The organism is Nostoc sp., assembly GCF_036917615.1.
In the GTDB taxonomy this organism is placed as follows: Bacteria; Cyanobacteriota; Cyanobacteriia; order Cyanobacteriales; family Nostocaceae; genus Nostoc.
On record NZ_JBALCZ010000026.1, the window covers coordinates 86,321 to 99,659 of the forward strand.

13 protein-coding genes are annotated in these 13,339 nt (G+C 36.6%); all 13 read left to right on the forward strand.

Features of this window, described 5'->3' with window-relative positions; all coding sequences use genetic code 11:
* Positions 1–18 precede the first annotated feature (18 nt).
* The gene (locus V7K85_RS08815; RefSeq protein WP_334812793.1) at positions 19–1,215 is read left to right on the forward strand and encodes a glycosyltransferase family 4 protein; all 1,197 of its coding nucleotides are present in this window, start codon (positions 19–21) and stop codon (positions 1,213–1,215) included.
* A complete protein-coding gene (locus V7K85_RS08820; protein WP_334812795.1) occupies positions 1,203–2,444 on the forward strand; it encodes a glycosyltransferase family 4 protein in 1,242 nt (413 codons plus the stop codon). The genes V7K85_RS08815 and V7K85_RS08820 overlap by 13 nt, the downstream gene beginning before the upstream one ends.
* Before the next feature lie 75 nt (positions 2,445–2,519).
* The gene (locus V7K85_RS08825; RefSeq protein WP_334812796.1) at positions 2,520–3,416 is read left to right on the forward strand and encodes a glycosyltransferase family 2 protein; all 897 of its coding nucleotides are present in this window, start codon (positions 2,520–2,522) and stop codon (positions 3,414–3,416) included.
* Between the two features lie 3 nt (positions 3,417–3,419).
* Entirely contained in the window at positions 3,420–4,379 is a 960-nt protein-coding gene (locus tag V7K85_RS08830) for a glycosyltransferase family 2 protein (protein WP_334812797.1), read from the forward strand.
* A 214-nt stretch (positions 4,380–4,593) separates the two neighbouring features.
* Positions 4,594–5,151, forward strand: a complete 558-nt coding sequence (locus tag V7K85_RS08835; RefSeq protein WP_334812798.1) for an FkbM family methyltransferase — start codon at positions 4,594–4,596, stop codon at positions 5,149–5,151.
* 5 nt (positions 5,152–5,156) lie between these two features.
* On the forward strand, positions 5,157–5,441 hold the full coding sequence (locus V7K85_RS08840) for an FkbM family methyltransferase (protein ID WP_334812980.1): 285 nt from the start codon (positions 5,157–5,159) through the stop codon (positions 5,439–5,441).
* A gap of 358 nt (positions 5,442–5,799) precedes the next feature.
* The gene (locus tag V7K85_RS08845) at positions 5,800–6,552 is read left to right on the forward strand and encodes a hypothetical protein (RefSeq protein ID WP_334812799.1); all 753 of its coding nucleotides are present in this window, start codon (positions 5,800–5,802) and stop codon (positions 6,550–6,552) included.
* Between the two features lie 10 nt (positions 6,553–6,562).
* Positions 6,563–7,699 carry a glycosyltransferase family 4 protein gene (locus tag V7K85_RS08850; RefSeq protein ID WP_334812800.1) on the forward strand — a complete coding sequence of 379 codons (1,137 nt, stop codon included), beginning with the start codon at positions 6,563–6,565 and terminating at the stop codon, positions 7,697–7,699.
* Positions 7,700–7,836: 137 nt separating this feature from the next.
* On the forward strand, positions 7,837–9,123 hold the full coding sequence (locus V7K85_RS08855) for a hypothetical protein (protein ID WP_334812801.1): 1,287 nt from the start codon (positions 7,837–7,839) through the stop codon (positions 9,121–9,123).
* Between the two features lie 6 nt (positions 9,124–9,129).
* Positions 9,130–10,278 carry a glycosyltransferase family 4 protein gene (locus V7K85_RS08860; protein ID WP_334812802.1) on the forward strand — a complete coding sequence of 383 codons (1,149 nt, stop codon included), beginning with the start codon at positions 9,130–9,132 and terminating at the stop codon, positions 10,276–10,278.
* Between the two features lie 2 nt (positions 10,279–10,280).
* Positions 10,281–11,486, forward strand: a complete 1,206-nt coding sequence (locus V7K85_RS08865) for a glycosyltransferase (RefSeq protein ID WP_334812803.1) — start codon at positions 10,281–10,283, stop codon at positions 11,484–11,486.
* Positions 11,487–11,794: 308 nt separating this feature from the next.
* Positions 11,795–12,448 carry a class I SAM-dependent methyltransferase gene (locus V7K85_RS08870; RefSeq protein WP_334812804.1) on the forward strand — a complete coding sequence of 218 codons (654 nt, stop codon included), beginning with the start codon at positions 11,795–11,797 and terminating at the stop codon, positions 12,446–12,448.
* Between the two features lie 27 nt (positions 12,449–12,475).
* On the forward strand, positions 12,476–13,243 hold the full coding sequence (locus V7K85_RS08875) for a glycosyltransferase family 2 protein (protein ID WP_334812805.1): 768 nt from the start codon (positions 12,476–12,478) through the stop codon (positions 13,241–13,243).
* The last annotated feature ends 96 nt before the right edge of the window (positions 13,244–13,339 follow it).

Below are 13,339 nucleotides of genomic sequence, written 5' to 3' on the forward strand. Positions count from 1 at the left end.
TTAATTTTCCTACAAAATATGAAAATTTTACTTGCAGGAAACATTTTAGGACAAGGTGGTATCCAGACTCATTTGAAATGGCTAGCTAAAGCATTAGGAGAGGAGGGATTTGAAGTTATTGTTATTTCAGTTGCAAATCAACTACCTTCGCCTTTAGATTTACAAGATATACAACAGTTTCAGAGTGATCAGGTTAATTTTATTTTTTGTCACACTCAAGAAAGAAAAAAATATTTTGTATCTAAAATTCAATATCTGGCAAAAATTACAACAAATGTTAGAGAGTTTTTTCCAGATATATATCTCGCAGTTGGTACAGGTTGGAACTTGTTTCTCCCACCTCTCTTTTTAGGTTCCCACACTAAGCGGATTTTTCATGAAGTGATGTCGGGTTTTGTCGGTAGTTGGCGTCATTCTCGATGGATAGTACGGTGGTGTTTTCATGAAGTAATAGGACAGTCTCCGATTGTGGCAGAAAATTTTGCAGAGAGTTTTGGCTGGGAAAAACAAATTACAGCTATTCCAGCGATACCAGAACCTTTAGAGTTAACTGCTTGTTTGCCTCAGCCTATATCAAGAACTGTTGAATTAGGAAAAGCTAAAGCGGCTCTTTTCAGTCGTTTAGTACCACATAAGCAAGCTTTCTGGCTAGTGCAGCAATGGGAATACCTCAAAGATGTACTGGATGAGTTGCACATTCACGGTAGCGGGCCAGAGGAAGAATTAATTAGAGAATATATTGCATCTCAAGCTATTGGCGATCGCATTAAATGTTTTGGTAGGTATCCTGATGGACAAGCCTATGTTGATCTGATCAGCACTTATGACTTGACCTTACTGCCTACTGTAGGGGCTGAGGGAGCGCCTTTAGTACTGTTAGAATCAATGGCTTGTGGAGTGCCTTTTGTAGCCTATGGAGTTGGTGGAATACCTGATTATGGAGTTAATAATTTAAATGTTTTAATAGTTGCGCCTGAACGTTGGAGGACAGATCAGGCAAGAGTTTATGCAGATGTTGAAAATAAAGACAAATCATCTGAACAGGGAAATCAATCTTTTGGCAAAACGCCCGTATTCGTCTCTGCTATTAAACAGATGGTACATAAACTAGCCCAGGGTGAAATTGATCAAGCTCAGTTACAACAATTTTATTTAGAGCGATATTCTTATTCAGTATTAAAAAAGCTTTGGAGCTCTTACTTATGCAATCAGTAATACAATCTATTAATCAATTTAACGTTGGGCAAAATAAAGATAAGTTCACAGTAGCTCAACTAGGTGCTAGAAGGCACTACGCTATTCCACGTATTTTACATGAAGCCGGACAGTTAGAACACTTTTATACTGATATATGTGCTGTTAAAGGCTTTCCTAAATATTTGCGTTTGATTCCCCCAAAATTTCAGAGTAAGTCTTTAGCAAGGCTTACCGGTCGAATTCCCTATGGAATTAACCCCAACCTAATCACAGCTTTTTCTGGTTTTGGCTTTGAATATATTTCTCGTTTACGCAAAGCTAGTTCTGCCTCTGAGACTACAAAAACATTTCTTTGGGCAGGAAAAACTTTTGGGCGGCTTATTCTGCGTCAAGGATTACGTGGCAATGGCGTGTATGTTTTCAATACAGCAGGGCTGGAACTTCTACAGGCGGCAAAACAAGCCGGATTAAAAACAGTGATGGAACAAACTATTGCCCCTTATCAAATAGAAAAGCAGCTTCTGCAAGAAGAACAAGCTTTGCATCCTGGTTGGGAAGAACCCCTACAGAAAAATGAATATCTAGCAGAGTACATTGAACGAGAACAACAAGAGTGGTCACTGGCTGATGTAATTCTATGCGGTTCAGACTTTGTGCGTGATACTATTCAACAATGCCAAGGACTAAAAGAGCGCTGTGTCGTTGTTCCCTATGGTATTGATGCCAGTTTTCAGCCTTCTATTAAAACCCCACACCAAGGACTGTTGCGAGTATTGACTATAGGTTCTGTAGGATTGCGTAAGGGAATACCTTACGTACTAGAAGCTGCTAAACAATTGAAAGGGAAAGCCATATTTCGTGTGGTGGGTCCAGTTCAAGTTTTGCCTGATGCAGTAGCAGCTTTGCAGGAGAACTTGGAATTGGTGGGGCAAGTTCCCCGCTCCCAAATTATGGCTCATTATAATTGGGCAGACGTGTTTTTACTCCCCTCCATTTGCGAAGGTTCTGCTACTGCAACCTACGAGGCTTTAGCCTGCGGCTTACCTGTGATCGCAACACCAAACACTGGCTCCATCGTAGAAGATGGCATTAATGGATTTATCGTACCAATACGCAATGTAGATGCGATTGTGAGGAAATTACAGTTACTTTGTACTCAACCTGAATTACTAGTAACAATGAGCAAAATGGCCTTAGAAAAATCCATATTTAGTCACTTAACTCAGTATAAACAGCGACTATTTTAAATTGTTTAAAAAATTTATAATGGTCTTCAACATCAGGACTGGCATCTTTCTGATTTACAAAATGAAGTAAATTGTATGCTACCAAAAGCCACAATTGTGTTTACAACTCATAACCGACGTGAGTTTTTGCATCAGGCTATTCATGCAGCTCAGAATCAAAGTGTCCCGGTGAAGATTTTAATTATGGATGATGCTTCTAGTGATGGTACTCAAGAAATGATGTCTAAAGAATTTCCTGAAATTGAATATCATCGTTCCTCTGAAAACAGAGGCCCTTGTTATCACCGTAACCGAGGAGTAGAATTAGCTAACACTGAAGTAGTTTTTCCCTTAGATGATGATTCTATTCTTCAATCTCCTTACACTGTTGAGCAAACCCTAGCAGAATTTGATCATAGTCGTATTGGAGCCGTTGCTATTCCCTTTTGTAATATTCTTCAAACTGAAAAAGTCAATACTCAAGCTCCAGATAAGTCTCAGGTGTATCTGACTCATGCTTTTGTTGCAGCTGCTCATGCTGTACTGAAATCAGCTTTTTTAAAAGCTGGGGGATACCAAGAGTTTTTCTTCTATATGGGAGAAGAGGGAGATTTATGTATTCGCCTTATGCAAAATAATTTCTTTGTTCGCTTAGGAACATCTGACCCTATTCATCATTTTCAACACCCTAATAGAGTTTCGGTTAAAGCCGATGTATTTGGCCGACAAAACGATATTCTTTTCCTTTATTGCAACGCATCATCACAGTATCTTTTACCCTATCTGCTGGGTACATCGGTCAAAGGAATACTTTACGGTATCAAGGTTAAGCGTCCAATAAATATGCTCAAGGGATTGGTGCAAGGCTTTAAATTAGCTTTGACTGATTTTAGTATGCGCTCTCCTGTCAATTCAGACTGTTTCCAACTTTATCGGATGCTTAAACAAAGAGAATGTGTACCTTTAGTAGAAGTCGAACATTATTTCCAATAAATTATGAAATTTCATGCTTTACTTCCTGTACGTGACGAAGCAGATATTATTAAGCAGTGTTTAGAACATCTCCTCCAATGGGTTGATGTTGTATACGTTTTTGATACTGGTAGCGTTGATAATACATGGGAAATTGTTTTAGATGTTGCCTCCCATGATCAGCGCGTTAAGCCAATTCGTAAAGAAGCAGTATATTTCTCTGAAAATAAATTGCGTGGCTATATGTTTCATATTGCCCGTGAGCAAATGCGAGATGGTGATTGGTTTCTAAGAGTTGATGCTGATGAATTTCACCACATTCCACCACCTGAATTTGTGAAAACATATCTGCGCCCCTCTGAAACTATTGTTTATCACCAGTACTATGACTTCCAATTAACCGAAGCAGAAGTAGCAGCATGGGAACGAGATGAAGAAACTATTAATGATCGCCAACGCCCAATTGCGGAACGTCGGCGTTATTTTACGGCTAGCTATTATAGCGAACCCCGCTTATGTCGCTATCGCAGCACTATGAAATGGCCTGAAACCTGCTCTTTTCCTATTAATGCAGGTTTGGTGGCAAGGGAAAGACTACCAATTCGACACTATCCTCACCGCGATCCGGTTCAACTAATTCGTCGCAATCGATTACGAGCAATCATGGTGGCTGATTTAACTAATCGCAAAAATTGGTCAGAACCATTGGTCAGAAGATGGTCAGAAGCAGATTGGCATAAGTTTGTTGTGAGTAACGACAAACCTGAATTGCAATACTGGAAACCAGGTACAAATTTACCACGCTATCAGTTCATAAATCACTTGAGACCGCCACATATTCGGTTTGTACAACGATTAATTCATGCTTTCTTACTGCCAATTCTCGACCGTACTCGTTCTGCTTTTTCTGAAGATACTCAACCACAACCAATTTCAGACGAAATTAATCAATTACTTATAAAAGCATTGAGTAACTTTACTTAGATTAAATATTTACTTAATATCCATAATAAGGATAAAAAATATTCATTTGTTATCCTACTACTACCAGGGCAAATGCATCTAAAGTAGAATAATGCTTTCATACCGAAGATTTTGTTGTTTCCCGATTTTTACTATTTTTTCATTAATATATTTAGTGTAACAATAGTTTCATAAATTACGTAAGTTTGCTTTCTTACTATACAACCATAAAAACATGAGAAACTTTTTTAAAAATACTAAAACCATTCTTTCAAATCAAGAAATAGCTACTTTATATTCTAAATGGTCATTACAAAAGTTCATTGGATTAGATCCAAAAATTAAGATTCCTTCTGGGGGGTTATTAGGTCATTTTCGTCATTTTAGTGAATTTTATTATGTTAATAATAGTATTAATAATATGACGTTGAAGCGTGAACAAAAACTTGCCCAGTCTCTTATACAAGATGGAGGTTGTGCTTTTGATATAGGGGCAAACGTAGGGGTTTTTAGCATTATGATGGCACTAAGTTGTCACAACACCAACATCCATGCCTTTGAACCAATTCCATCTACATTCTCTATTTTACAGTCTAATATTCAAGACAATCATTTAGAAAATAATATTATTCAAAATAAATTAGCAGCATCAAATGTTTGTGGTTATATCAACTTTACTGATAGATTGGATAGTCCATGCCAAAACAAAATCCAAATTTCAGAAAATTACCACTTTGGTAATTTTCTGTCTGATTGTATAACAATTGATGTTTATTGTCATAAAAAAATGTAGACTTTATCCATTTTGTAAAGATTGATGTTGAAGGAGCAGAATTGCTAGTTCTCCAAGGTGCTCAGACAATGCTGCTCAATAAAAAAATTGGTGCTTTACTTATAGAGGTGATTCCTCAAGCTGTGATAGATATGGGATTAAGCCTAGAAGATTTGGTCAATTATATTAATGGTATGGGCTACAAATGTTTTAAAGTTAATGAGGATGGAACAAGAGGTAAATCTTTTTCTCTTGAAGATATGAGGAAATTTAAACTAGAAGAAAACGTACTACTGCTTCCTAGCAACTAGGACATACTTTGGATTACAAGGAAGTTGTAGATGCTCTTAGGGTATTACCAGATGCACCACTACGCCCATTTCATGGAATTAATCTAGTTGCATAATTGCGAACTTAACTTTTGAAATGAAAGTAAACCAATTGACGGAATACGAAAGCAAAAATAGCCAAATTTAAATACATACCACTAGTTCTACCAATTATCTATAAACTTGCATTTAATGAGTAGCCCTATTTTTCTGGGCGTTCTTGACGGTAGCCTACGGTAAGCCGATATGTGTCTACGTTTTTTTAAATTAAGTATATCTTTATCGAGAATTGACATTGCTATAAATATTTGAATTTTTTGTTCTTTATCAAGTATAAATTATGCTAGCTAACCTTGTGAGAAAAATCGTTCCAGAGAACTGGCGTCCAATTGGTTATTTAACCCATTTAACACAAGCTAAGACTACTTATAAAGTGCAAGCTGGTCCTTTTGCTGGTATGCGATACATTGAAAAATCTATTGGGAGTGCTTATATCCCTAAGTTACTTGGCATCTATGAAAGAGAACTCAACCCCTTTATAGAAAAGGCTTGCCAGTTAGATCTTCAAAAGATAATCGATATTGGTGGGGGAGAAGGTTACTATGCAGTAGGAATGGCTTTGAAAAATCCATCAACACAAATTATTGTTTACGAAATGGAAGCCAAGGGACAGGATGCGATCGCTCAAATGGCAAAACTAAACTCTGTATTTGACCAAATTAAAATCTGTGGCAAATGTGAACTAGAAGACTTAAAACAGGAGCTTTTGGGAAACAGTAAAAAGTTAGTTATTTGTGATGTTGAAGGCTATGAGCTAAATCTGCTTAATCCTGATAAAGTACCATCTTTTAAAAATACCTGTATTTTGGTTGAGTTACACGATTTTATTACCAGAGGTTTGGCTGAAGAAATCTACTCTAGATTTGAATCCACTCATTACATAAAGCGAATATGGCAAAAAGATCGATATAAAAATGATTTTCCTTACCATACCTTTTACACTCAACTTTTACCTAGTTCATACATTGACTGGGCAGTTAGTGAATGGCGACCAGAGCAGATGTCCTGGTTTTGGATGGAACCTTTAAAATAAAAATAATCAAATGAACAAAACAATAAAAGTTTATCTTGCCTGCACAGGTGTAGGTATCATCAACCGAGGTATCGAAACCTTTGCCCGTGAATGTTTTAATGGGCTACATAGTACTGAAGGACTGCAAATTGAACTATTCAAGGGTGCAGGAGATGAAAAACTAGATGAACATCGATTGTGGAATTTGCCTCGTAATGGAAAACTAGCACCTTTTTTGGGTAAGTTTATCCGACGCAATGGCTATGTAGTTGAACAGTTATCTTCTTTTATTCAGTTTGTTTCCCATATTAAAAAGGGCAAGCCAGATATCATCTTCTACAGCGATTCTAACCTTGGTTTTCAACTATACTGGTGGCGTAAGCAAATTGGTATACCTTATCAGTTACTCTTTTCTAATGGAGGCCCTTGTAATCCACCTTTTACTAGAACTGACTATGTTCAACAAGTAGCACCATTTTACAGAGAACTGGCATTAAAAGCTGGAGAACCACCCTCAAAGCACTTTCTTGTTCCCTACGGCATTAACGTACCAGATGGAGATCCTTTGCTCAATCATGAAGAACGACAAAATATTAAACAACAGCTAGGCTTACCTAGCGATCGCCCAATTGTTATCAGTGTAGGCTGGATTAGTGCTATACATAAGCGCATGGACTATGTAGTTGATGAAGTAGCTGCTTTACCAGAACCTAGACCGTACTTAGTCATGTTAGGATACATGGACGCTAATAGCCCTCCCATTATTGATTTAGCATCTCAAAAGTTAGGCAAAGATGGGTTTACTGCTCGCTCAGTACCTTATGAGCAAGTTGCTAAATATTACCAAGCGGCTGATATATTTGTACTTGGTTCCCTCAAAGAAGGATTTGGAAGAGTCTATCTAGAGGCTATGATTTACGGACTTCCCTGTATTGTTAACGATCACCCAGTCATGAGGTATGTTTTGGGGGAGCAGGCAGTGTTTGCCGACTTTTCAAAGCCTGGTGCTATGAGTACAGCTTTAATTGATCTATTGGAGCGATCGCAATTAGTGGAAGACAGAATTCAGCGCAAAGAGTTTGTACGTATAAATTTTTCCTGGCAAAGTCTTGCTCCAAGTTACTTACAAATGTTTCGTGACTGTCTTGCACACGATACTAATGCATAAGCAAGCTTGAATTGATTTTTACTTAATTAATAAGTATCTTGCAAGCACTCACAAATCCGGTTTTTTGAAAAGGTTTTTACATCGCCCAATTTTTACCAATTAACTAAAATTGCTATAAGCTCTTAAGTTTATATTTTATGGTTGAAATATATCGAGATTTACTAATTATTATTTGCATATGCTTATTTGGTTGGGGAATAATTCGCATAGAGCGAATTTATCAATATCCATTCTTCATGGGTAGCATGTTTATTTCGTTTCTTATGCCACAAGTATTTGCATTAATTAACAATCCTGGTCTAGTGACTCAAGACGCACTAGAAAGGGTTTTATTGATGTCATGCCTCTGTGCTGCTGCCTGTTGGATAGGCTATACAATGAAACCTAATACAAAATTATTGAAAAAATTAAACATCATTATCGACCAGCGGAAGTTATTTATAGCAGGAATCGCCCTTATGTTTCAAGGCTACTTGTTTGGTTTTTTACTGGCTATTACAACTATCCAAAGAAGTGATAGTGGGACATGGACAGGACCAGCTACTATATATGTCTTTCTAGCTCAAGTTATCAACATAGCTTTCGGGATTTTTCTTTTACAGACATTAAAGCGTCCCAAAGTTATTAATATCATTTTGACAATTATTGCTGGTTGGCCTGTAGTACAACCAATTTTTGTGGGACGGCGGCAATCCACGATGACATTCATAATTATTATAGGTCTTTCATTCTGGCTAGTTTTGCGTTATGTACCCCCAAGAGCGGCAATTATCACAGCTGTAGTGCTTCTAGTTTTTATTATTCCTGTAGTTGGGGAGTTACGTAGCCATTTTTGGGATTTGGTTTTTAACAGTAAGTGGCAGGAAGTATTATCCGCCTCTCAAAGAGCATTTGAAACACAGCAAAAAGGTGACATATTGGAATTGAGAAATGCTGCATTAATAGCAGATGCAACCGAGAAGACAGGTAGATATGGATATGGAAGTGGTTGGTGGGATAGCATCGTATTTCAATATGTTCCTGGACAAATCGTAGGTTATGACTTAAAAAAATCTTTACAATTCAATTTAATAACAAAAGATACACTAAATAATTTGTATGGTTATATAATTCCTACTGGGAGTACGAAGACTGGTATTGGAGATTCATTTTCCGAATTTGGCTACTTAGGCTGCTTTTATTTTGCTCTGATTGCATATTTTTTTAAAAATCTTTGGATATCTGCTGTTTATCAAAAAAGCATTTTTAGCAGCCTACTTTATATGGGTTTAGTTAGTCCAGCAATGGTAGGATTAACGCACGGCATAGGAAGATTTTGGCAAGAGGCAATATTTCAAGTTTTTTTTGTAAGTTTAACAGTCTACTATTCTAGAGCCAAGTATAAATATTCTGCTATCAATTCAGAATTAGGAGACAATACTTGAGAATTTATGAAGATTACCATTGGAATTTTATTTTCTAATTATGGACCTTATCATATTGCTAGAATCGAGAGATTAGCAAATTGCAATCAAAACCTGCAAAATCAGGTAGTGGCTATAGAATTAGCACGTTATCAAGACGAATATGCCTGGCAGATAAAAGTTGATAATTTACATTTGTCATTAATTTCAGTGATTAAAGAACAAGCTCTTGAAAAAACTAGTATTTTTAAATTAGTGCAAAAGTTGAATTCTATTCTTAAAAAAGTAAATCCCAGTGTTATAGCAATTGCGGGTTATTTTCAACCTGCAATGCTTTTCACTTTAGCTTGGTGCTTATGGCATCGTAAGCCTGCTATTTTACTGTCAGAAACTACTGAAAATGATTCCCCTCGTTCCTGGTGGCGAGAGGCATTAAAAAGTATTATTGTTACAAAATATAAATCTGCTCTGGTAGGAGGACAACCACATAAAAGATATTTAGTTAAATTAGGTATGCCCACAGAAGCAACATTTGTAGGATATGATGTAGTAGAAAATGATGCGTTTCATCCGAATAAAATTAAATCTCTTCCTAGACCAGTTAATAATCCTTACTTTTTAGCGGTTAATCGCTTTATTCCCAAAAAAAATCTTTCATTTTTGATCTCATCTTATGCAATTTATCATCAGATAATGGGTGAGAGTGCCTGGGATTTGGTTATATGTGGTGAAGGACAGATGCGGCTAAATATTGAACAACAAATTCTCGAAGTTGGCTTAAAAAAGCATATTCATCTTCCTGGCTTTCTTCAACAAGATGAAATGCTGCTTTACTTTGCCCATGCAGGTTGCTTCATCCATGCCAGTATTCAAGAACAATGGGGTTTAGTAGTCAATGAAGCAATGGCAGCAGCTTTACCAGTATTAGTTTCCAATAGATGTGGCTGTTATGAAGATTTAATCATTGAAGGAGTCAATGGTTTTGGCTTTGATCCTGAGAATAGTCAACAGCTAACTGAGTTAATGCTGAAAATGAGTTCAGCAGATATTGACTTACAGAAAATAGGCGAAGCTGCTTTAGAACATATTCAAAAATTCTCTCCTGACTATTTTGCTCAAGGACTAATGCAAGCAGTTGAATATGCTTTAGCAGTTCATGAAAATGGCAAAAAATAACAATGAAAATTTTAATGGTTATCCCTGCATTAGGAAATGTCTATGGTGGTTCTACAAAAGTTGTTCTTGATTTAGCAGAATCAGTTGGTAAATTAGGTGTTAGCGTTGATATAGTAGCTACTAATGCTAATGGTTCTACAATTCTAGATGTACCTTTAAATAAATGGATTACGGAAAACAATTATAGAGTACAGTATTTTCCTTATTTGAATTTTTTAGATTACAAGTTTACTTGGTTAATGACGAAATGGTTATTTAAAAATGTATCTGACTATGACATAGTACACACTAATGCCATTTTTTCTTATCCAATTCTAGCTGCTCATCTGGCTTGTCAATTTCGCATAGTTCCATATATTGCAACTCCCCACGGAATGATGGAACCTTGGGCATTAGCTTATAAAGGTTGGAAGAAAAAAATTTACTTCACTTTGTTTGAAAACCGATCATTACAAAAAGCTAATGCTATTCAAATGATAGCTTCTACTGAAGCTAGACACATAAACACACTTAATTTAAAAACGCCTTTAGTTTTTGTTCCTAATGGTATCAATAGCACAAATTTTGAATCTCTACCTAGCGCGGAGCTTTTTTATGAACAGTTTCCCAATACTCGCAACAAAACACTAATTATATTTCTAGGTCGCATTGATCCAAAAAAAGGATTAGATTTATTAGCCCCTGCTTTTGCTAAAGCACACGAAAAATTTCCTGAAACTCACCTAATTGTTGCTGGGCCAGACAATACAGGATTTTTACCCACTGCTGAAAGTTATTTTAGCGAAGCAGGCTGTAAGGATGCTGTCACTTTTACTGGAATGCTTACAGGTACTATTAAATATGCAGCTTTAGTAGCCGCTAAAATCTATGTTGCTCCTTCCTATTCTGAAGGATTTAGTATGTCTGTATTGGAGGGTATGGCTGCGGGTTTACCGTGTGTGATCACAAATGGCTGTAATTTTCCGGAAGCTGCGGAGGCTAAAGCAGCTAGTGTAGTTGACATTAATGCTGATCAAATAGGTAATGCTTTAATTGGACTTTTGCAAGATCCCATACAAGCGAAAAATATGGGCGATTGCGCTCGTCAATTTATATTAGAAAATTATACTTGGGATAGTATAGCCTCAAAATTGATTTCAGTTTATCAAGATATTATAACAAAAACGCATGAAAATCCTGTTTCTTTAGACCGGGGAGTATCAAGATAGGAGTACTGGATTACTTTAGTGATCGTTTATAACCATGATACGCTTAAAAGTTCAACCGCGAAATACCTTACCTCCTATCACCTGGGAGAAACTATCGGCGGATTTTATCCTACCAGATTAACCAGTGGAAAGTAATATCTAACCCTTACTAGCTTGCTGCTCTGCTAGAATCGCTAAAATCAGATGGCTTAATTCCTGAATCAATGTTAGTTGCCTCCAACTTTGGTTTAATAACCTCAAAAATAATTTAAGTTTACCACGATGTTATTAATAACATCTTTAATAAATCTTAGAACAGAAAATTAGTTATGATTTCATCTAGTAACGAATACGAATATTCATATTCTGAGAGTAAATCGGGACACCATCATAAGTATCTTATTAAACCTTTAATAGAGATGATATCTGAATATGTTGATATTATTGAACATCAAAAAAAGCTGCGGATCTTAGATATTGGCTGCGGTAATGGCAGTTTGAGCAACTTAATTGCACAGCAAGGCTATGAGGTTGTTGGCATTGAAGAATCTCAGTCTGGTGTTAAATTAGCTAATAAGACTTTTCCCAACTGCCGCTTTATTGAAGCCAGCATTTACAATCTCCCTGATACAGAATTAGGAGAAAAATTTGATATCGTTATTGCTGCTGAGGTAATTGAGCATTTATTTTATCCCAAAGAGTTGGTTAAAAATGCCAAAAAATGCCTCAAGCCAAATGGTCATTTAATTCTTACTACCCCTTATCATGGCTATCTCAAAAATCTTATGCTTGCTGTTTCAGGAAAAATGGATAAGCACTTCACTACTCTCTGGGATGGTGGTCACATAAAGTTTTTTTCTGTAGCAACTATGACTGCTTTACTCGAAACAGAAAATTATACAAACATCAAGTTTAATTTTGCAGGCAGATTTCCCTATCTTTGGAAGTCTATGCTTTGTTCCAGTACTTTTGTAGGGAATTGATCTGATTATGATAGATTTACTTTTTATATGCTAAAACAGATTACTCCTCTTATTCTCACCTATAATGAAGCCCCAAATATTGAACGCACACTTCAGCAACTCACTTGGGCAGATAAAATTATAGTTATTGATAGCTATAGTACTGATAAAACTTTAGAAATTCTTAACTCCTATCCACAAGTTCACTTATTGCAACGGGAATTTGATACCCATGCTAGGCAGTGGAATTATGGTTTAGAGCAAGTTCAGTCGCCGTGGGTGCTATCTCTAGATGCAGACTATATAGTCACTGATGAGTTAATTTCTGAAATTGCTGATCTGCCAGTGGATGGAAAGATTGATGGCTATTTTGGTAGATTCAAGTATTGTGTGTTTGGTAAACCAATGCGTAGTAGTATACTTCCACACCGTCAAGTGCTTTTTCGTAAAAGCAAAGTTACGTATATAGATGATGGACATACACAACTTTTGCAACAGTTCGGTAGCTCTGCAACACTTTCTACCTATATTCACCACGACGATCGCAAACCCCTAAACCGTTGGTTATGGGCACAGGATCGTTATACGGTGTTGGAAGTAAAAAAATTATTAGAAACTCCTACTAGTGAACTTAATTTAGGCGATCGCATCCGCAGACAAAAAATTCTTGCACCTTTTATAATTTTATTTTATTGCTTGATTATCAAAGGCGGTATTCTAGATGGTTGGCATGGTTGTTATTATGCCTTTCAGCGTATTCTGGCAGAAATACTCTTGAGCATTCGACTCATAGAAGCTGAGAAATTTAAAAACTAATTATTGCGTTATATGATTATGATTACTTTCACGTTACCTCCTTCCGAGTCCGACAAGAACAAAAGTTGAGAGATATCATGTCACAAGACGATGCTG